The following is a 21,502-nucleotide window of genomic DNA, read 5'->3' as shown; positions in this document are numbered from 1 at the left end:
GCACCATGGCCACGCCGCTCCAGCCGGCCAACGAAGCCGACATGCACGGCATGGTCACGCGCCTGATCGGCCGCTATTACCTGGCCACCACGGGCGTGGCGACGCTGGCTTCCGCGCTCATTCTCGGCACGCTGCAGGGCACGCCCGGCGCCGACTTGCGCACCGCCGTCGTGCTCGGCATGGTGCTCTTCGCGGGCGCCTGCCTGCTGGCGGCGCGGCGCAGCGGGGCGGCGTCGTTTCCGATGGTGGCGGTCTTGTGCCTGGTGGGGCTCGTCTCGGTCGGTTTTGTGGGTTCGGTCGGCCTGCTGATGAACAACGGCATCCGCAACCCGGCGCTGGGCTTTCTGGCGCTGGTCGTCTGCGTGCTGAGTGCCGTGACGGGCTGGCGCTGGGGCCTGCTGGTGTGCCTGACGGCGTTGGGCGCGATCGCCGGGCTCGCGTTCACAGAAGTGTCGGGGCTGATCCCCGCGCTGCCTGGTTCCGCGCCCTGGTTGCCGATCCTGCTGTTCCAGAGTGTCGTGGTGGCGTGCGGCTGGGTTGGTGGCAGCCTGATCTCGCGCGTGATCACGCATTACCTGCGCACCGCTGCGCTGCGCGAACAGCGCTTTCGCGGCCTGCTGCGCATCGCGGCCGACCGCTACTGGGAACAGGACCAGAAGTTCCGTTTCACCTACGTGGCACAAACCCGCGACGTCGAACCGGGCAGCGAGCAAGACAGCAGCGCCGGCTGGGACATCGCCCGCATGGGCCTGAACGAAGACCAGCTCGACGCGCACCGCGCCGACCTGGAAGCCCGCCGCCCCTTCAACGGCCTGCTGGTGCGGCGCCGCAACGAACAAGGGCGCAACCGCATCCACAGCATCAGCGGCGAACCCAAGTACGACGAAGCCGGCGTGTTCACCGGCTACTGGGGCGTGACGCGCGACGTGACCGACGAGCTGCGCGCGCAGCGTGCCGTGAAGGCCACCGAAACCCGCTACCGCGAGCTCTTCACTCGCTCGCCTTCGCCGCTGTTCCTGCACCGGCGCGGCGTGGTGTTCGACGCCAACGAAGCGGCAGCGCGGCTGTTCGGCTTCGAGCATGCGGCGGCGATGAACGGCGCCGACGTGCTCACGCTGTTCCCTTCGGCCGACACGCGCCGGCGTGTCGTCGAGCGCATGGCCCAGCTCGACGCGCTGCCGGTCGGCGAAGGCCTGCCGGTCATCGACCTGCAGACACGCTCGGTCGACGGCCGCTTTCTCAGCCTGCAGGCCACCGGCGTGCGCGTGGACACGGCAGGCGGCCCGGCCACGCTGTCGATCTTCTTCGACGTGACAGCGCGCCAGGCCGCCGAGGCCGCGCTGCGGCGCTCGGAAGCGATGCTTTCGCACCTTTTCGAGACCAGCCCCGACTGCATCACGCTGACCGAGTCTTCCACCGGCCGCTACGCCATGGTGAACCCGGCCTTTTCTCGCCTGCTGGGCTACCGCACCGAAGAGGTGGTCGGCCGCACTTCGCTCGAACTCGGCATCTGGCACGACCTGGCCGACCGCGACCGGCTCATCGAGGCGGTGCAGAACGACGGCAGGGTGACCGACCTGCAAGCCACCTTCGTGTCCAAGACCGGTGGCCGGGTGTCGATGCTGGTGGCCGCCGATCGCTTCGAGATGAACGAACGCGAGTACCTGGTACTGAATGCCCGCGACGTGACCGAGAGCGAACGCACGCGCCTGCAGCACACGGCGATTCTGGAGCGCGCCTCGATCGGCATTGCGTTCACCCGTGACCGCCGGTTCGTGCAGGCCAACCCGTTCTTCGAGCAGATGTTCGGCTGGGGCCCGGGCGAGCTGATCGATCAATCGGGGCTGGTCGTCTGGCCGAGCGAGGCAGACTATGCCGAGATCGGCCGCCTCACTGCGCCGCTGCTCTCTGCCGGCCAGCCGTTCGACATCGAACGCCCGATGCGCCGCCACGACGGCAGCACCTTCTGGTGCCGCCTGCTCGCCCAGGCCGTGGACCGCAACGACCCGAGCCGCGGCGGCACGATCTGGATCGCCGAAGACATCACCGAGCGGCGCCGGCTCGACCAGGCGCTGGCTTCGGCGCGTGATGCCGCCGAGGCGGCGAGCCGCGCCAAGTCGGCCTTTCTGGCCAACACCAGCCACGAGATCCGCACGCCGCTGAACGGCCTGCTCGGCCTGGCCCGGCTGGCCATGCAGGAAGACCTGCCCGACAACCGCCGCCAGCAGTACCTGAACCAGATCTTCGACAGCGCGCAGAGCCTGTCGGGCATCATCTCCGACATCCTCGACGTGTCGAAGATCGAAGCCGGCAAGATCACGCTCGAAGACGTGCCCTTCGGCCTGCGCGACACGCTGCGCGCGGTGCACCACGCCTACCAGTCGCTCGCCGACGTGAAGGGCCTGGCGCTCACCTTGAGCGTGGCCGACGACGTGCCCGCCACCGTGCGCGGCGACCCGGTGCGGGTGCGGCAGATCCTCTCGAACTTCATCACCAACGGCCTGAAGTTCACCGACCGTGGCGAGGTGCGCATCGAAGCGTCGACCACCGCGCAGGGCTGGCTGCGGCTGGCCGTGGCCGACACCGGCCCGGGCGTGGAGCCCGACACGCAGGCGCGCCTGTTCATGCCCTTCTCGCAAGGCGACTCGTCGACGACGCGGCGTTTTGGCGGCACCGGCCTGGGCCTGTCGATCTGCCGCGAGCTGGCACGGTTGATGGGCGGCGAAGTCGGCCTGCGCAGCACGCCGGGCGAAGGCAGCACCTTCTGGGCCGAGCTGCCGCTGCAGGCCGCCGAACCGGCGCAGGCCCCGGCGAGCACCGAAGCCAGCGACATCGACCGCCTGTTCGGCGCGCGCGTGCTGATGGTGGAAGACAACCCCGTCAACATGATGATCGTGGTGGCCATGCTCGAACACTGGGGCGTGCGCGTGGCGCAGGCGCTCGACGGCAAGATGGCCGTCGAGGCGGTGCATGCCGCGCACAGCCAGGGCGACCCGTTCGACGCGGTGCTGATGGACGTGCAGATGCCGGTGATGAGCGGCCACGAAGCGGCGCGCGAACTGCGCCGCCACTACGCCGCGCACCGCCTGCCGATCTTGGCGCTGACCGCCGCCGCACTCGTCTCGGAGCGAGAAGACGCGATGCGCGCCGGCATGAACGACTTTCTCACCAAGCCGATCGACGCGCCGAAGCTGCGGCAGTCACTGGCGCGACATGTGCGGGCGCGGGTGGTGGAGTCGTTGGGTTAAGGCTGCGCCGAAGGGCAGGAACAGACTGATTACTGCCGGTCGACGAACGCCTCTTGAATGTCGGCGCACACCCTAAGCCGACCTTCGCGACCATCGGCTCGAGACTGTTTGCCGATCGGTCGCGACTGGGACAGCGACGACCGGTCCAAGCGGGAGCAGTCGGCGAGGAAGTGGCCGTAGCCCGAGCCCGAGCTCTCGATCCATAGGCGACCGGTGGACGTCATGGCTGCGAGGACGATCAATTACGCGTTCATGGAACTTGGCTTCGCCTCGGCAACTGTGACCGCAGGCTCAGGCTAGGCGGCCGCCGCAGCTGGTGGGGTTCAACGAGAGGTCTCCTCGACTGCCGCATCGCGGCACCTGGTCGATTGAGGTAGGAGGCCGGCGCCGCTCGATCAACGTCCGCCTGCGAAAATGCAATCGCCTACTGAGATCCCGTCCGCGTCGCACTGGCCGCTCCGCTCCTGAACCTACTGGGGAGCGGAGAATGCAAGGGTGGCAGGCGACATCAAACGCACAGCGATACCAGCGAGCGGCTATCTCTACCAGACGCTCGTGGGCATTCGCCTGCTGTGCGATTGGCTGGATGACCCAGGGCTCTACGAATGGGTTCAGTTCGAAGCAGACGACCAGCCGGATGCGCGGGGCCTGGACGATATCGTCGCGCAAAGGCCCGATCGACTGATCGACCTGATCCAGGTCAAATTCACGGTTGACCCGTTCGATCCTGCCAATGCACTGTCGTGGGCCTGGCTCCTTGAGCGCAAAGGCGCGAGGGGCAGGTCGCTGCTCGAGAAGTGGTCAAGCGCAGCGTTCAACGTCGGGCTCGACCGGGTGGGCCGGCTTGCATTGACGACGAACCGGCGCCCCGACGCCGAGTTTGCGTTGCAGCCTGGAGGCGACAGGGTTGACCTGGTGTCGCTTGGCAACGAGCTCCGCCAACAGGTGGCAGATCACGTCGGAGGAGCCGAGAAGGCGGAGCTGTTCTTCAAGCGATTCGAGGTTGCGCACAGCTTCGCGGGCTACGAGGCACTCGACAGGACCGTGAGCGCAAGACTCGAGGCACGCCACACTGATCACCAGGGTTGGCTCACGCTCTATCGGCGCGCGATCGACTGGAGCGTCCGCAAGGAATCTCCTGCACCGAATGGCCGGATAACGCTGGATGTGCTGCGCAGCACGCTCTCGGAGAAGCAGCCTCGACCGCTTGACCAGGAGTTTCGTGTTCCGGCTGGCTACGTCCCGCCTGATGCTGAGTTCGCCGATGCGTTCCTGGACGACGCAGCAACTGGTGCGTGGAGTACCCGCGTCCTGTGGGGATCACCGGGCCAAGGAAAGAGCACTTTCTTGAGCCACCTGTGCGGCCGCCTTCGTGAGCGGGGTCTCCCGTTCGTGCGCCACCACTACTTCCTAGACTTGCAGGATTCGTCCGACCGGTTCACCCTCAAGAACGTCGCCCGATCACTGATCACGCAGATGCAGGCGAGCGGTGCGAACGTGCTGCCACCTGCAAGTGACGAGGCGGAGAATCTGCGATCGTGGATCTCTGCCTACAGCGAGGCCTTTGCGGCAGAGGGCAGGCGGTTCTTTGTGGTTGTCGACGGGCTAGATCATGTCTGGCGCGAGAACGATGCAGAGATTGCACCGATGGAGGCGTTGTTCGCCCAGTTGCTTCCGATCCACCTGAACGCGACACTGATCCTGGGTACGCAGCGCGTGGATCCAGCGCAGATGCCGAAGCGGCTGACCCGCTACCTTGAGCCAGAGCACTGGATCGAATTGCCGCGTATGCGCCTGAGTTCGATCCGCGGTTGGTTGGACACGCTGCACGAAGCTGGCGCATACACGTTCGAGGGCGCCGAGCTTGAGAAGGTGGAGTTGGCCAAGGCATTCGATCGAGCCTGTGAAGGGCACCCGCTTGTGCTCACGTACACCTTCCTTGCCTTGGCGCGCGGCTCCATCGCGTTGACGCCGCAGCTCGTTGACGAGTACGCACCCGAACCATTCGGGGACGCTCGCGCCTACTACCGTGGGTTATGGGAGCGTTTGTCCTGGCAGGCGAAGGACGCCCTGCATCTCATGGCTGAGGACACGTTCATCTGGCCCCCAGGCGCACTGGAACGTTGCCTTGGCACCACCAACTCCACGCTGGAAAGCGAGATTGGCCATCTGCTCGCGACCGTGGATGCAGGCGTGGTTGCGTTCCACGGAAGTCTCTACGTCTTCATCGTCGCTCAGGGCGATCATGCATCGCGCGCAAAGGCGCTTCTCCCAAACGTGGCACAGTGGCTTGCAGACGATGCCCCTGGCTATCTTCGATGGGCGTGGCTCTGGTTGTATGAGTCGCGCCTCGGCAGGCACGCTGCATTGCTCGCGGGGACGACCAGATCCTGGGCGATCGATGCGCTGACGCGCGCTTACCCAGCTGGGCAGGTTGTCCGGATGCTCACGGCCGCAGAGGAAGTAGCGTTCGACTCAGGCGACTACGAGCAGGCCATTCGCAAACGCTGGCTGAAGAAGCGAATCGACAGCGGACTGTCGTACCAGCTTGACGATGCAGGCGCCTTGCAGGATCTCGCGCTGCGGCTCACGTCGGATCCGTACCCAGCTCTCCTGCTGGCTTCAGAGGTGAACCAGTCAAGCATCGGCGGCCTTCATCAGCTGGCGATGCTGTGCATCTCGGTTGGCCAACTCGATCGGGCTGCAGAGGTGCAGGAGCGCATGCGGCTGGGATTCAACGACCGGATCCGGTCGGGCGCCATGAGATCGAGCGATCGTGACCATGCCCTGGAAGAGTACCTAGAGGTCGCGGCCGGTACTGGTCGCTACGACCCAGGCAAGGTCCTAGGCTTCGTGCGCCGCCATGCCCGCCCGGCCGAGATCTTCGAGAGCTTCCTCCGCGGTGCTGGTCGAGGGACGGAACTGGAAGCGATCCTGTGTTTTGCCGGCCTTGCGATGCCAGTACGCCTTCGTCGAATCCTGGAGCTCGAAGCGCTGCGGGCCGCCGCTTGGGCGCGAGCCAGGATCCAGGATTGGGGCGAGTTCGCAAGGTTTAGGAAGCATCCGCTCTCGGCTTGCTGGCGGATGTTGTATGAACCTGGGGGACGCGAGCACCAACACATTCCCACCGCGCCCCGACACGCTGCCCTCGATGGGAAACAGGGTAGCGACGACGAGTCCGAGCTCGCCGAGTATCTCCACTTCATCTACTTCGCCCACGTCGGCCGCGTGCTGGGGCTGGCCGGAGCAAACGCTCCGGGCGGCATCGGAGTGCGTAGCGAACGCGGCTGGCTTGACTCTGCGCTTGACCGCCTAGGCGCGGCGGCCGCCGCTTGCGGAGCGCTGCTCGCACGCGGCGAGTTCCCGGCATTCTCCTTGGTCTATCGGCTCGTCGACCTCAAGCGCCCCGCTGTCAATGACTCTGAAAGCTGGTCCGACCTGCGAGCGTTGACCAAGGCTCTCGCTGTCATCACCGCGGATCTCTTCTTCCTTGGAAGACCACGCTCCCAACTCGATCGAGTGCCGGGTGGCGAGTGGACCCGTTGCGAGGACTTCGAGCTCTTCGCACTGCATCATTGGCGAGAGCTATTTCTTACTCGGCACTACCGCCTGTTGCCGGAGGAGATAGTTTGCTCGGACATCGCTGCCAGGGAGCGCGCAGCGCTCAGCACGGTGGGACCGTTCAACGAGAAGTCAGCCGAGATGTCCGACTTGTGCGGCTGGGCCGTCGCATACGAGTTGCCTGATCTCGCCGAGCGCCTCTTGTCGGCGACCTACCGGTACGGCACTGGATATGGCTGGCGCAAGGACTGGCGGCTGCCCTCCATCCTGGACGCAGTGGAGCTGGTTTCCCAGCACGACATCGATGCCGCAACGAGCGCCATCCGGAAGCTGGCGCCGATCTACACCGAGATCGACGAGATGACGGAGAAGTCCGGGGCGGAGACCTCGGACCTGGCGGATCTCCTGCTCAAGCTACTGCCGGACTCCTACACGCGCTTCTACCGGTTCCTTCTGGACCGAAGCGAGTGGTACGCGGCCGAACGGACGTTCGCGGCCTTCGTAGGGTCGATTGATCAACAGACACCGGCAGCCGCCTTGGCGGCTGCATTCCTTTGGGACTCCGCCTCACAGGCCTATGTTCGCGAAGGCGCGAATTCCGAGATTGACGCGCTGCGTGTTGCGTGGAGCCGTGGCGCCCTCGAATCTCATTCGTCTACTGAAGCGGCAAGCGGCCCAGGCCCCAGGGAACAGGCCGTTGATGAGTCGGTGATGCCGGCATTTGATGTCTTTCCGCCGGAAGCACTGGCTGAGTTCATTGTTGCGACCAACGCTTCAAAGCAATACAGCCTGGCCAGGGCATGGCTCGTGCGCTGGTTCAAGCACTGGGTGGCCTGCGAGCGCGGCCCGGACCTCCTGAAAGCCCTGTCAGGCGCAATGTCGCAAAAGGGCTTCGCGACTCCAACGGATCTCCTGGACCCCGCGTTCCACCTGGCTCTGCGACTGCATGGCCCCAAGAGTGCCTTCCGCTGGCTTGTCGAAGCGCACCGTCACCGCCGTGGATGGACAGGCCACTTTCACGGCCAGGACGAGTCAGCGGCCCGCGTTGCCCTGGTGGCCAAGCACTACCGATCAAGGTGGCGTGAGTTCGTCGCACAGACATCGATGCCTGCATCCGACATCTTCGGTCCGGAACGTGACCTGCCAGATGTAGGGCTGGTCAGCCTGCTTCTCCAGGTGGGCGAGGTTCCGCGCGCCGCGAGCGTGCTGCACGCCATCGTCGACGCCACAGTAGAGGAGTTCGAGTCCCAGCCGCTTGAGAAACCGTGCTGGCTTGACGGGCGTGCCGCATGAAACTCAATCAAGTAGCCAAGCTTGCAGTGTCACGCCTCGGGCTGCCAGTGCCGATGGCCAAGCTTACGACCATCCATGCCATTGCCAGGGCGCTCGACGACGAGGCGACGGCTGCGCCGTTTGAGGAAGCGCTGGCCGAGTGGGTGTCTTCACGGGAACTCGAGTCAGAGTGCCTCGAAGGCATCTGTCCGCTTGTCGTCGCAACGCGAGGCCGCGATGTCGCTGACCGCATTCGCCACGCAATTGCGCGCCCGTCGATAGCGTCTGATCTCCTGCTGTCAGTTTCTACTGGCAGCCCGATCCTGGTTTCTGCCTGGTCAGGGTGCCACTCGAATCCGGTGCCGAAGTTCTTGAACGTACACGAAGAGGAACGCGAACTGCGCTCCGGCGCCTTCGTCCCGCCGCTCTTCGCGCACCGGCTCGAGGAGTTGGAGCGACGACTCGGTCGCCCTTTCGTGCGGCAATGGGCCTTCGAGTACAGCATCCTGGCCAGTCGATGCGGCGAGCACGGGGACGGCCACCTCGACTACTTCTTTGGCTCGGATCGCGAGTTGGTTGGACAGTTGGTCGCACGCCGCGGTCACATCGCCAGGTCCGCCTACCTCCGTACGCTCGCCTGTGCCGTCGAGCATTGGGATCTGCCCGAGCCTGTCGCGCGCCGGTATTCGACCGCGGCGGCTCCAGCCGAGCCGATCTTCCTGCAGCTTGCGCCGCAGCCGGCACCGATATGGGCGGACGTCGTTCAGCAACGCACGGCCGAGGAGGCCGCGGACGGTCCCAGGCTTGCGCAGACAGTGATCCACGTCCTCGAACATGAGCTGCGGCGAAAGCTGATGCACTGCTCGCTTGCTGTAATAGATGAGCCGGGGTGCCACGTCCAACTAGAGGTGTTCTCGGTCGCAGCGCCTGCGGCGCATCTCGACATTCCTGGCGCCGTCAACTTCCATGCCTACCTGCTTGGCAAGGCTTTCCCCGATCGAGACGGCATCCGCGCGTTCGTGTCACAGGACATGGGACACGACCGCTGGGACGCCCTGGGCTTCGTGCCCGTCCTGCTCCCGCTGATTGGGAGCATGGTGGGTTACCTCCAGGCCGACTTGCTTGGGATCGTCCCCTACGTGCCTGCGGCTACCGAGAGCTTCGCGGATCTCGAGACGGTTCCCTCGACTTCGGGAGCAGTCCTGAGGTCGCAGGGACGTGATGTAGGCGCATGGGACTGGTGGCTCTGGAACTGGAAGCCAGGTCATCCGCGCGATTGGCATCCCCCCAATGCCTGCTGCACATCACTGGTCCATGACGCAGCGGAGCAGATGGCTCACGATCTAGGTGGTGCGTTGGCGCACGTGTGGAGACTAACGACTTGGCGGCGCGAGCTGAGCTACGGGGAATGGACAGAGTCGAGCGAGCTTGGTCTTCACTCGAATCTCTAGTGGCGGCCGCCTCCGCTTCGGAGCAGGTCGCCCGCACCCCAGTCATCCGGCAGCCCTCGATTGGGTCACACGCTGCGGCGGGCGTCTCGTCGTGAATCTGCGGGTGTCATCACAGCAGCATCGGCGGCACCTGCTTTACCGCCACTGAGAGATCATGCTCGAGCAGCGGTGCGGCGCAAGAGGTGGGGCGCTCACCCGACGGCGCTTGAGTCCCCGCCTGGCTTCACGAAGTCGAAGACGATCCGCGGCCCTGTCGTACCTGACGGCCGTCGCGGGGCTGCCGAGCCCTGGCCTCGTCGATCGCTTCCGATCGTGGCTTCTATGATGGTCTCGTCGCACCGTCCTGCACCGCAAACGTGGTGGCGGGCGCGGGTGCCTCGAACAATCGCGTGTCCTAGGCACGCATCGAGTGAAGACGCCTCTGGACGGGCCTGCGTTGAGAGATCAAGCGCCCGACAGAGCGCCACGGGAGCAGTTGGATGCAGCGCACATTTCGTGAGATGACCCATCGGGAGGGGACGGATCCGGACGAACTGGAGTCCGAGTCTCGCTACTGGGTCGGTGACCGCCGCGGCGACCTGATCTGGGACACGGTGCTGGCGTCGCGCCGCGTCCTGCTGATCGCCGCAGCGGGCGCGGGCAAGACCTACGAGTGCGAGCGCCAGGCAGTGTCGATGTTCGCCCGCGGCGAGCCAGCATTCTGTCTGAGACTGGAGAACCTCCCTGCTCGCGGTGTTGCGGGATCACTGCGACGAAAACAGTTGCAGCGCTTCAGGGCATGGCTGGCGTCCTCCTCGCAACAAGGCTACTTCTTCCTGGATTCGGTCGACGAACTGCAGCTGGTCCACGGTTCGTTCAGGGAGGCACTGGAGCGCGTTGCCGAAGAGCTGGAAGGTGCGTTGGGAAGGGCGGTGATCGTTGTCACGTCGCGCCCGGTCCCGATCGATCGGCAAGCCTTCATCGACATCTTGCCCGTCCCTGCACGCCCGATCACGGTGGCGAGGGGCGAAGAGTTTGTGAGCGTCGCCATGCGCGCCAGTGATGCCAATGAGGAGGACGAATCGGCGGAGCCCTTCAAGGAGTATTCACTCCTGCCCTTGGGAGACCGGCAGATCGTCGAACTGGCAAGCGAGCATCGCGTGGCGTCGCCCGACAAGCTGCTGCAGGAAATCGAGGCCCGCAACGCACGAGACTTCGCTCGGTGGCCTCAGGAGTTGATCGAACTGTGCGACGACTGGCGCTCGCATGGACAGATCCGCGCGCACCGCAAGCAGGTCGAGAGCCACGTGAACACTCGGCTCAAGGCGCGGGTCGAGCGTCGAGAGAAGGCCGACCTGTCGCTCGACCGGGCGCGGCAGGGCGCACAGCGGCTCGCCATGGCGGTCATGTTCTGCCGGCGCTGGACCTTTCGCTACAGCGCAGGTGCCGACGTGCCGGGGTCTGGCGACGAGCCGATCGAGCCCGCCGACTTGGTGAAGGAGTGGACGGCCCAAGAGATCGCAGCCCTGCTCGAGCGGCCCCTCTTCGGTGATGGCGGCTATGGCCGGGTGCGCTTTCGCCATCGCTCGGTACTGGAGTACCTGGCCGCATGCCAGATGGAACAGCAGATCGCGAGTGGGACGCTCTCCGAGTCAGCGGCCAAACGCATGCTGTTCGCCCTGACGGACACCAACGAGAAGGTGTCGAAGCCGAGCATGAGGCCGATTGCGGGTTGGCTGTCGCTGCTTCGCCCCGCCATCTTCAAGGCTGTCCTTGAGGTCGACCCGGGCACGCTGCTCATGCACGGCGACCCTGAATCACTGGAACCCGGCCAGTGTGAGTCGGTGCTGCGCGCCTTTGTCGAGGTTCACGGCAAAGGGCAGTGGCGTGGCCTGGAGTTGCCGAGCGTCCAGGTCTCCAGATTGGCGAGGCAACCCCTTGGGCCCGTCGTCCTCGGCGTGTGGCGTGGCATCGAGAACCCCGAGATCCGCCAACTGCTGTTGCAGCTCGTGGCGGGCGGCAGATACCGGGACTGCGCTGACCTCGCGGCATCCGTCGCGGCCGATCCGAACGCGCGCAGCGTCGAGCGGTACGAAGCCCTGGTGGCCCTGTCCAGGCTGTCGGACGATCGACTCCCAGGGCTCATCGAATCGGCGATGTCGGTTTCCAAGCGATGGCCCGAAACGCTCGGTCGATGGATCGGCACGAACCTGTACCCGGCATACGTCACCGACAAGCAGCTGTTGACGTTCCTGGGCAAGGTCACCCGCGAGTCCAGGCGAGACACCGACTACGCGGGTACCGTCGCGCGCGTCCTCGAAAGATCGGACGTGGGGACGGTCCGACTCAGGGCGCTGCTGCCCGGCCTGATGGATCTGACCCGAAGGCTTGTGAAGTTCGACGAGGACGAAGTTGCCGAACCCGCGGGGCGGCTGAAGGCTTCCGCCATCCTGAGGTCTGTGTGCGTCCGTCTGCTGACCGACGGGGTGGTCGCGGACGACGTGCTGCTCGCCTCCGTCATGGCCATCCGGGCCGCGGCGGCGCTTCATGAGCATCGCGGTTCCAACGCCGAACTGCTGAAACTCGTCGGCCAACTTCCCGCGCAGCATCGAATGCGTGTCTTCGACCTGGACTACGCATGGATCACCGAGCGGTACCCCGAGCGGGCGCCGAGGGATGTTTTCCTGCGCCTGGCCTTCCGCGATGGCCCGTTGATCTACTCCTTCAAGACGGACCGGCGCTGGGTCCACGACGCTCTTGGCGATGCCTCCCGACCGCTGGCGTGCCGTGCAGTGCTTCTGCACCTGGCGGTTTATCTAGCACCGCTGGTGGAGGGCAAGCTGGTCGGTGCAAAGGCCGCTAGGCGTGCAGTCAAGGACTCCCCCGCACTCGCAGATCAACTTGAAGAGGCCCTGACCGCAGCCACGCGACCAAATCCCGCGCACGCCAAGATGCTGAAGGACGACGCGAAGCGGAAGAAGAAGACCCAGCGCGAGAACGCAAGACAGAAGAAGCAGTGGCTTGAGGTCTGGCGGCAGCTGTCCAAGACGCCGGCCGCCGCGCTGGCGCCTGCGCGTCGAGACAACACGATCTGGAACATCTGCCTGGCGCTGCGCAACAAGCCAAAGAATCAGAACGAAGCCCGATGGGACCGCGCGTTCCTGCAAAGGCACTTCGGTCAGCCCGCGACCGACCACCTGCGGCAGGCCCTGATGCTGTACTGGCGCAGCCGTCGGCCCACCATCCGCCGCGAGCGCAAGACCGACGAAAAGAACACCTATCTGGTCGTCTGGACGAACGCCTTGATGGGCCTGTACGCCGAGGCGGAGGATCCATCCTGGGCCTCTACGCTCAGCAGCGACGAGGCCGAACTAGCTGCTCGCTACGCGCTACTGGAACTCAATGGTCTGCCAAGTTGGCTCGTAGGGCTGGCAGCCACCCACCCTGCTGTCGTCGAACGCGTGATCGGCGAGGAGATTGACGAAGAACTCTCGGAGAGTGCGGGCTCGCAAAGTTGGACCTCCATGCACCTGCAGGCCGTTCGGCACGGCCGCCATGAGATTGCAGCGCTTCTTGAGCCGCGCTTGATAGCCTGGTTGAAGAGCGTCCAGCCGCTGTTGCGCAAGCGCTCCCACTCTCCGGAGCTGGAAAGCAAGCTGGATCAGGTGATCCGGACCCTGCTCGTGGGTGACTCGGAAAAGGCCCGCCGCTGGCTGGCAGAACTTGCCAGCCGTCAGATCCGCGCAGCGGGCCACGGCCCATTCCTGACCTTCTGGCTGCCCGTGCTTTGCAACACCCATCCGAAGTGCGGGCTCGCCTCGATCCTTGCAGCGCTCGCCGGCCTGCCCGTTGAAAAGGACGGCTTGGCGGTGCGCGTGATTGGCCGTCTCTTCGAGGACCGAATGAACGCGGGCCCGACGACTTGGCGGACAAACCTATCGCCGCAGGACCTGCTCCAGTTGGTGAAGGTGATCTATCACCACGTCAGGCCTTCGGACGACATCGTCCACGACGGCGTGTACTCGCCGGGCAGTCGCGACCACGCCGAATACGGGCGACGCATTGTGTTCAACGAGCTGATTGCCACGACGGGGCCCGGATCGATGGAGGCAAAGCTTGCGCTCGCGAGGGAACCCACCCTCGCCTCCTCTCGCGATCACATCAAGATGCTGGCCTATGAGCGCCTTGCCAACGAGATTGATGCCAGCGTGTTCTCGCCAGAGGAGATGGCCGACTTGTTCCGCGGCAGCGAACTCACGCCCCAGACCGGCACTGATATGGCTCACCTGCTGACCGACCGGCTCGACGATCTTCGGGAGCTGATGCTCAGGGACACGAGTCCACGTTCGGCATGGGCGCTGGTGGACGATGAGAACGCCCTACGCCCGGCCATCGCGCGGGAGTTCGAGGTCGCGGCACGCGGCGCCTACACAGTTGACCAGGAAGCTGTCACCGCAGACGGCAAGGAGACCGACATCAGGATGCGAGCCGTGAGCGGGCATCAGGCCACCATTGAGCTGAAAGTTGGCGAGAAGCGGCGGTCAGGCCGAGAGCTGCGCGACACGATCGAAGAGCAGTTGGTCCGAAAGTACATGGCGCACGCGAAGGCCCGAACCGGCTGCCTGATGGTGACGGTGCAGAACCCGGCGAAGCGCTGGGACCATCCGGACACCGGTGTTCGCATGGACCGATTCCAGCTTCAGGAGATGCTGAACCAGGCGGCGCTGGATGCGCAGCAGCGCCTCGGTGGCGAAGCGCGCGTGCTGGCGCGCGTTCTTGATCTCACGCCTGCGCTGCCAACGGAAGCCAAGGCTCGCCCACCCGAAAGGTCTCGGAAGAGGCGATCGCGCGCGACCTAGGCTTTTTGGATGCCAACAAAGGATATCCGCCACGATATGGCGCTTCAACTTGGCATCCCATGTCTAGTGAGTCGCCAGGACTCGGGGGCAGCTATCCGACTGCTACCGTACGCTCGGACCTCGAACGCAAGTGACTGGAAGCGCTGCGGGTCTTCAGCGATGCCAGTACGTCGAGCCCTCGGGATGACCCTTCCCCAACCTTGATGAGAGGCGCAGGTCGGTGAAAGGCTGGCGCTCGTCCGTCAGCGCTCGCGGGTAGCCGCTACCCGCCCGACTTACCCTGATGAGCGCCAATCCACCTCCTCCGATCAGCGAACCGGCCTACATTATTTGGGCGCGGGCCGCTCAATGCGAGTACCGGCTGTCAACAGTACTTGGAGTACTCAATTCATGAACGAAGCCTGGATTCGTCAAGGGCCTGAAATCCGGCGCCTGTTTTCGCGGGCGACCTGGGTTCCCCTCCGCGCGTCGCGCAACGACGAGAAGGGCAACGTGACGGAAGTGGGGTATGTCGGAGACACATTTGCGTGCGGCTCCGTCGCCTTTCCAAAACAACATCTCGAGTTCGCCGAGCGGTTGAGTTGGAGCGACATTGGGATCGGGCACACCGTGGCGCCGTATGCCTACTCGGATGGGCACTACTCGCCGATCGATGAGTACCAGTACAACGACAAGGAGGCCATCGGCATCAACCTTGTTTTCGAGCACCCACAGCCGGTGGTCGGTGGCAAGCACTGGATCCTGAATCCTGACCTAGTGGTCGCGCTTCGCCTGATCAAGGAAGGGCAGAACTGGGTCAGGCCGGAAGAGGACTTTGTCGTCGTCGCCAGGGAGGTGGTAGACAGCGATGGCAACCATAGCCTGATCGAGATAAAGCGCGAGTTCCTGCTGGACTACTTGGCTGCGCGCGGCCTGTCCCTTCGTCTGTCCTACTACCGCCAGCGCGTCGAGAACGTGGCCAACCTCAAGGACAGTCCCTATGCCAGCCTGACCGAGATCCGGGAGGAGCGCGAAGGCGGAAGGTACGAACTGCGCATCAAGGAACTGAACGCCGTGTTCGGCGGAAGCTGGGCATCCTTTCGTATGTGGCGCACCGACGTCGACGCGGAAGAAGACGCTCCTGTCATGGGACCTGAGACGAACGACAACACTGCCTCAGAAAGCGCCAAGGGCCATCGAAGTGGCTACCCGGGCGTGCGTGTGGAAGGAGAGTTCTGGCGAGATGAGTGGATCGAACATCAGGGGAAGAGCACACGTGTGCGCGGGGACGAGGATCCGAATCTGCCGCACTTCATTGTCGACACAGACGGGTCGCGCAAGTTCTCGGCCGAGCTCAACAACGAAGACATCGGCAGGTGGCTTTGGTTTCGCCCTCCCGTGGTCATCGAGCTTCTGAACCATCGAGGCTTCTCCTTGAAGTGGTACACGGCTGAAACTGGCGCAATCAATTCCACATCAGGGCATTCAACCCATTTCGGGATCAACGCATCGGATCTCATTACCGTCTACGCCTACGACATCGCGAAGCTCCCCGCTTGGCAGCAGTTCATCTGGGCCGCTAGCAACGTCGCCCCGGAGGGCAAGGTTAGCGCGGAGCTCCTTGCCTCGCAGGTCAAGGCGCAGCCAGCACACACGGATGCCGTAGAGGAGATGCTGTTTGGGTGCATGCGGTTGTTGGAGACCGAGTTTCGTAAGACTTTCGGCGTGTCGCTGTTCTCACATGAGATTGACGATGCCGCGGCGATGCAGCACGTCTCTCGCTTCTCGAGCAAGGACCAAGCCTCGCTGTTGCGGCTGGCCAAGGAACTGGTTCGCGTCTTCTCGGACCGACTCGACGTGCGCTCTCTTCGAAAGCTGTCCAACCACCCCGACAAGGAGAAGCTGGGCTCAAACAAGTTGCTGCAGAACATCTTGGCCCAAAAGGCCGGCGAGGAGCGCGCTCGCGAGGTCTTCGCTGCCATCGCCGGCGCCTACGACATGCGCCTAGGCGACGCCCACCCGACAAGCTCGAAGATCGACGAAGCCCTCAAGCTCGCCGGTATCGACACAGGCGCGCCGTATCTGCGGCAGGGCGAGCAGTTGATCCACAACTTCGGCCACGCCGTTTGGTGCACCGGGAGTCTGCTTTTCGGGGCCCACGAGAAGGGTGGGGGATAGTTGTCCGCCGCGTTGGCCGGCGTGCTGGGCGACTCCGTCTCGCCGGTGTCGGGCGCCAGCCGTTCGAGAGATGTTGCCAGCGATGGTCAGCGTGGTGACCTGACCCGCCGTTGATCGCGCCGGTCCGGATGTCGCCGTGTATCGATCTGCGCTTCGCTCGCAAGCCCACAGAGCTGGCAAGATCGACTACTGACGAAGAGGCTCAAGGAGTGGCTGTGGGGGAGGCAGGCGAGACTGGCGATGCAATGGAACCCGCGGATGCCTTCCGCACCCTTGAGCAGTTGCATCAGCCGGACGCTCGTATGGCGTACTTTGCTGTTCGTGATGGCTCGTCCTTCAGACCCATCGCTCAGAAGGACAGATACGAGAGCGTTGCCGCCCTGGCCCTTGACGCGTCGGTTCCGGACGAGGTCAGGGTCCACTTCGACACTGCTAGGAACGTGTACCTCTATGCCTGGTTCGTCTATCGCTTTCACGTCGTCGCTGAGCATCAGGTCTTAGCTACGCTGGAGCTCGCCCTCCGCACACGGCTGATCTCGGTCGGCGTCCTTGACGCTGACGGCTTGTACAAGACAACACTCCGGCCTAAGGCGCCCGACGGACGGCAACGTGAGAAGGTTGAGCGAGTAGCTCTTCGCCGGCTACTTGAACTCGCTTCGGAGAAGGGCCTTCTGCGAAACGATCGGCTCGCGGATAGAGCGGAGTGGGCCCTGCGTCTGGCCTACCAACGTCAATCACAGGAGCAAATCGAGAGGATGACCGAACTAGGGTTGACTGAAATGGCGGTACCAGATGAAGATCCGGTACCAAACCAAGATGAACTTGACTTCGACTGGATACAGCACTTCGCCGAGCATCTGCCTGGCATCCGCAACAACTATGCGCATGGCAGTTCAAGCGTTCACGCTTCTGTGCTGACGACATTTCAGTTCGTGCGAGCGCTCATTGACCAACTATTTATGACTGCTGAAGCAGGTTGAGTGGACCCTTGAGTAGTCGTCGCACTCATCAGCTGTCTTGTCTGTCCTCACGCTGAGCGCTCCTTGCTCGGCAAGGGCGTCCCGTGGTCCTAGCATCGGTAGCCAAGCTACTGATCCGGCCTTTGCCCCAACATGCCCGCGACGGCGGGCAAGTTGATGAACTTCATTGCCGCGTCCAACGACTCAAGCGCGTACTGAGGCCGGCGGTCGAGCATCACGTCAAGCATCCGGGCGGCCTCGAACTCCATGCTCCATGGCCGGTCACGCGGCCATCGAAGGTCGTCGTCGAATACATCGCCCTTGGTTTGCCGGAGGTGTCGCAACAGCGCGCAGGCGTACAGAGCCGCTTGGCGGTCGCCTTGCGCGAGCATCTGGTGACCGACGCAGTCCACCACCTCCACCAGCGTCTTGATTGATTGGAGCTGCTGGTCTGTCGTCGGCAACTGCATGCCTTGCTCGACGATCGCGCTGTCACTCGGCACAACATTGGTGAAGTACTTTTGAGGCTCGCGCACACGCAGCAATCCCATTCTGCGGAGCATGCAGTTCAACTCGTCATTGCGCACCCAGAAGTCGAAGACCGCGCGCAGGTGCGCGAGCTTCTCAGGTGCCAGGAGGTCTTGGAGGGTGACGCGCAAGATGGGCGCCGACAGATCGAACTGCGTCGGGTCTCGCCACTGAACATGGTCGCCTTCATCAGATCGCGAAGGCTTGAGCGCGAGCTTGCCTTGGTGCGGCCAGAAACCCGCCATGAACCGTGCTGTTGTACGGTATACCGCCATCGCGCCGGCCTTCTTGTCCACCACGGCCAAAAACAGTGGCGTTGGGTAGTCGACTAGCCATCGAATCGCCTCATCGCCCCCGATGACCCAAGGATCGTCGGTGCTCTTGATCTGCACGCTGTAGTAGCCCGTCACGGCGGCACGTTGGCCCACACGCTCGGTCAACGTACAAAACAGGTCGATGCCAAAGTCATCCTGCCGCCGCACCGGGGTAACGGTGCCCCAGCCACTGAACAAGTAGTCAGCCAGAATTTCTGACCGGCTCCCCTCATGCAAGTTGGCTGCAACCGCACCGCTCATGTCTGCCCCAATGGTTCAGAAGGCTCTGATTCTGAGCTACGGGGTATGCCGCTGTTCCAGGGACGGTGCGAACGTCGGCAAGCTGGCGTTGATCGGCCGATCGGCTTGCGAGCGCGAATGACCGCTCGCGCTGCAAAACCGCCAGCGGCGCATTGCCAGCAAAAGCCGTGCAACGCTGGCTGACCAACCAGACGCCGCGGAGTGACAACGCCCGTTTGCCCATCCCCCTCACCCCCGCCGCGCCTCAAACCCCCGCTGCAACAAGCAGAACACGAACAGCAGCGCCCCGATCACGATCCGCGTCCACCAAGAGCTCAAGCTCCCGTCGAACGCGATCAGCGTCTGGATGATGCCCAGGATCAGCACGCCGAACAGCGTGCCGGCCACGTAGCCGAAGCCGCCGCTGAGCAGCGTGCCACCGATCACCACGGCAGCGATCGCGTCGAGCTCCAGGCCCACCGCGTGCAGGCCGTAGCCCGAGAGCATGTAGAACGTGAAGACCACGCCCGCCAGCGCCGAGCAGAAGCCGCTCAGGGTATAGACCAGCACCGTGGTGCGTGCGACCGGCAGGCCCATCAACAACGCCGACGCTTCGCTGCCGCCAACGGCGTACACGGTGCGCCCGAACTCGGTGGCGTGGGCGAGCCAGATGCCGGCCGCCACCGTGCCCAGCGCGAGCAGCGCGCCGATGGTGATCGACGGCCCTTCGCTCCACGGCGCCAGGCGGGTCTGCGAGATGCTGGTGTAGGTGGCGTCGGTGATGCTGATCGAGTCGATGCTGATCAGGTAGCACAGGCCCCGCGCGAGGAACATGCCGGCGAGCGTGACGATGAAGGGCTGCAAGCGAAAGCGCTGGATCAGCCAGCCCATGAACGCGCCGAACAGCGTGCCGAGCGCCAGCACCAGCGGAATGGCCTGCGCCGCGCTCCAGTGGTGCTGCTCGACCAGCGCGGCCGAGACCATGGTGGTGAGCGCGATCACCGAGCCCACCGACAGGTCGATGCCGCCCGACAAGATCACGAAGGTCATGCCCACGCCCACGATCACGAGAAACGCGTTGTCGATCAGCAGGTTCAAGAACACCTGCGCCGAAAAGAAGCCGGTGTACGCGGCCGAGCCATAACCCGCGGTGAGTGCGAACACGGCCATGGTGCCCAGCAGCGGCACGTAGCGCGAGTCGAGCTTCATCGGCTCCTTCATCGGGTGCTGCCCGCGGCCGGCCGCAGCACCCAGCCGCGCACGGCGGCGCGGAATTCGGCCGACTGCAGCAGCATCACCACGAACACCACGGCCGACTTCACGACCATGTTGATCTCGGGCGGCACGCCGATCGAATAGATGGTCGACGTGAGTGTCTGGATGATCAGCGCACCCAGCACGCTGCCGGCCAGGCTGAAGCGCCCGCCGGTGAGCAGCGTGCCACCGAGCGTGACGGCGAGAATGGCGTCGAGCTCCATCAGCATGCCGGCGTTGTTGCCGTCGGCACTCTTCACGTTCGAGCTGATCACGAGCCCGGCCACACCGGCCGCGAGGCCGCAGAAGGTGTACACGCACACCGTGATCAGGCGCTCGCGCAGCCCCGCCAGGCGCGCCGCGGCGGGGTTGATGCCGATGGTCTGGATGAACAGCCCGAGCGCGGTGCGCGTCACCAGCAGGTGCAGTGCGCCCCACACCGCCGCGGCGATGAACACCGCGAACGGCAGGCCGAGCAGAAAGCCGTTGCCCAGGTAGAAGAACGGCGCGTAGTACACGGTGATGATCTGCCCGCCCGTCATCAGCTGCGCCACCCCGCGGCCGGCCACCATCAAGATCAGCGTGGCGATGATGGGCTGCATGCCCACCTTGGCCACCAGCAACCCGTTCCACAAACCGCACAGCGCCGCCACCGCCAGCGCGGCCACGATCGCCAGGCTCATGGGGTAGCGGCTCACGTGCACGGGCACGCCGTCTTTCACGACCAGCTCGCCGCCGATCATCAAGGCGGCCACGGCCGCGGCAATGGCCACCGTGGCGCCCACCGAGATGTCGATGCCGCGCGTGGCGATCACGAGCGTCATGCCGAGCGCCACCAAGGCCAGCGGCGCGGCGCGGTTCAAGATGTCGATCAGGCTGCCGTAGAGGTGGCCGTCGCGCCACTGCAGTTGCCAGAAGCCCGGGTTGAAGGCCGCGTTCACGGCCAGCAGCAGCACGAGCGTGACCACAGGCCACAGCAGGCGGTGCTTGAGCAGCGGCTGCATGCTCATGCCTCGGCCGCGATCAGGTGGTACACGGCCTGCTCCGAGCTGTTGCCCGGCAGCTCGCCCACCTTGCTGCGGTCTCGCATCACCACGATGCGGTCAGACACGCGCACCACCTCGTCCATCTCAGACGAGATGAACAGCACCGCCAGGCCACCGCGCGCGAGCGCGAGGATCTCGTTCATGATCTCCTGCTTGGCCGCCACGTCGATGCCGCGCGTGGGTTCGTCCAGGATCAAGAGGCGCGGCTCGGTGGCAAGCCAGCGCGCGAGCACCACCTTCTGCTGGTTGCCACCCGAGAGCAGCGCGATCGGCGTGTCGATGTCGGGCGTCTTGATGCCGAGCGAGCGCACGAAGCGTTCGGCGATCTCTTTCTGGCGCGCGTTCGACAAATAGGTCCAGATGCCGAGCCGGGCCTGCAGCGCGAGCGCGATGTTCTCGCGCACCGAGAGCTCGGCCACGATGCCGTCATGCTTGCGCTCTTCGGGGCACATGCCCAAGCCCTCGCGGATGGCTTGCGCGGGATGGTCGAAGCGCACCGGTCGGCCGTCGATCTGCAGCTCGCCACTGTCGGCGCGGTCCAGGCCGAACAACAGGCGTGCGAGCTCGGTGCGGCCCGAACCGAGCAGGCCGCCCACACCCACCACCTCGCCACGGCGCAGGCTCAGGTCGACCG

Annotated in this window: 10 protein-coding genes; 6 read left to right on the top strand and 4 right to left on the bottom strand. The window is 64.7% G+C overall.

Annotated features, from left to right (window positions below):
• Positions 1–5 precede the first annotated feature (5 nt).
• The 6 genes from AC30PD_RS05705 to AC30PD_RS05680 all read left to right on the top strand — a co-directional run bounded on the left by AC30PD_RS05705 (position 6) and on the right by AC30PD_RS05680 (position 17,507).
• A complete protein-coding gene (locus AC30PD_RS05705) occupies positions 6–3,248 on the top strand; it encodes a PAS domain S-box protein (RefSeq protein ID WP_489534685.1) in 3,243 nt (1,080 codons plus the stop codon).
• A gap of 495 nt (positions 3,249–3,743) precedes the next feature.
• Positions 3,744–8,102 carry an NACHT domain-containing protein gene (locus tag AC30PD_RS05700; RefSeq protein ID WP_489534684.1) on the top strand — a complete coding sequence of 1,453 codons (4,359 nt, stop codon included), beginning with the start codon at positions 3,744–3,746 and terminating at the stop codon, positions 8,100–8,102.
• Positions 8,099–9,532, top strand: coding sequence for a hypothetical protein (locus tag AC30PD_RS05695; protein ID WP_489534683.1), 1,434 nt, complete (start codon positions 8,099–8,101; stop codon positions 9,530–9,532). Before AC30PD_RS05700 ends, AC30PD_RS05695 begins: the two co-directional genes overlap by 4 nt.
• A gap of 479 nt (positions 9,533–10,011) precedes the next feature.
• A complete protein-coding gene (hyoA, locus tag AC30PD_RS05690; protein ID WP_489534682.1) occupies positions 10,012–14,370 on the top strand; it encodes an NACHT domain-containing antiphage protein HyoA in 4,359 nt (1,452 codons plus the stop codon).
• A 390-nt stretch (positions 14,371–14,760) separates the two neighbouring features.
• Positions 14,761–16,527 carry a hypothetical protein gene (locus AC30PD_RS05685; RefSeq protein ID WP_489534681.1) on the top strand — a complete coding sequence of 589 codons (1,767 nt, stop codon included), beginning with the start codon at positions 14,761–14,763 and terminating at the stop codon, positions 16,525–16,527.
• Positions 16,528–16,637: 110 nt separating this feature from the next.
• Positions 16,638–17,507: a hypothetical protein gene (locus tag AC30PD_RS05680; protein WP_489534680.1), complete on the top strand. Its 870-nt coding sequence runs from the start codon at positions 16,638–16,640 to the stop codon at positions 17,505–17,507.
• A 107-nt stretch (positions 17,508–17,614) separates the two neighbouring features.
• Here the strand turns inward: AC30PD_RS05680 and AC30PD_RS05675 are convergent, their stop codons facing one another.
• From AC30PD_RS05675 to AC30PD_RS05660, 4 genes are all read right to left on the bottom strand, one after another.
• Positions 17,615–18,589 (bottom strand): hypothetical protein, encoded by a 975-nt coding sequence (locus tag AC30PD_RS05675; protein WP_489534679.1) that lies wholly within the window; start codon positions 18,587–18,589, stop codon positions 17,615–17,617.
• 228 nt (positions 18,590–18,817) lie between these two features.
• Positions 18,818–19,777 (bottom strand): galactofuranose ABC transporter, permease protein YjfF, encoded by a 960-nt coding sequence (gene yjfF, locus AC30PD_RS05670; RefSeq protein ID WP_489534678.1) that lies wholly within the window; start codon positions 19,775–19,777, stop codon positions 18,818–18,820.
• An 8-nt stretch (positions 19,778–19,785) separates the two neighbouring features.
• Positions 19,786–20,832, bottom strand: a complete 1,047-nt coding sequence (locus AC30PD_RS05665; protein ID WP_489534677.1) for an ABC transporter permease — start codon at positions 20,830–20,832, stop codon at positions 19,786–19,788.
• Positions 20,829–21,502 (bottom strand): ATP-binding cassette domain-containing protein (locus AC30PD_RS05660; protein WP_489534676.1); only part of this gene is annotated, 674 nt, incomplete at its 5' end. The genes AC30PD_RS05665 and AC30PD_RS05660, both read right to left, overlap by 4 nt.

The organism is Rhizobacter sp., from assembly GCF_032229685.1.
Taxonomy (GTDB): Bacteria; Pseudomonadota; Gammaproteobacteria; order Burkholderiales; family Burkholderiaceae_C; genus LMDS01.
The sequence above is the reverse complement of the archived record's forward strand: the minus strand, read 5'-3'. Positions and strand labels throughout refer to the sequence as shown.

Bases quoted from the DNA above. Each gene is read 5' to 3' on its own strand.
- AC30PD_RS05685 (WP_489534681.1), top strand. From the start codon at position 14,761: ATGAACGAAGCCTGGATTCGTCAAGGGCCTGAAATCCGGCGCCTGTTT.
- AC30PD_RS05675 (WP_489534679.1), bottom strand. From the start codon at position 18,589: ATGAGCGGTGCGGTTGCAGCCAACTTGCATGAGGGGAGCCGGTCAGAA.
- yjfF (WP_489534678.1), bottom strand. From the start codon at position 19,777: ATGAAGCTCGACTCGCGCTACGTGCCGCTGCTGGGCACCATGGCCGTG.
- AC30PD_RS05705 (WP_489534685.1), top strand. From the start codon at position 6: ATGGCCACGCCGCTCCAGCCGGCCAACGAAGCCGACATGCACGGCATG.
- hyoA (WP_489534682.1), top strand. From the start codon at position 10,012: ATGCAGCGCACATTTCGTGAGATGACCCATCGGGAGGGGACGGATCCG.
- AC30PD_RS05695 (WP_489534683.1), top strand. From the start codon at position 8,099: ATGAAACTCAATCAAGTAGCCAAGCTTGCAGTGTCACGCCTCGGGCTG.
- AC30PD_RS05665 (WP_489534677.1), bottom strand. From the start codon at position 20,832: ATGAGCATGCAGCCGCTGCTCAAGCACCGCCTGCTGTGGCCTGTGGTC.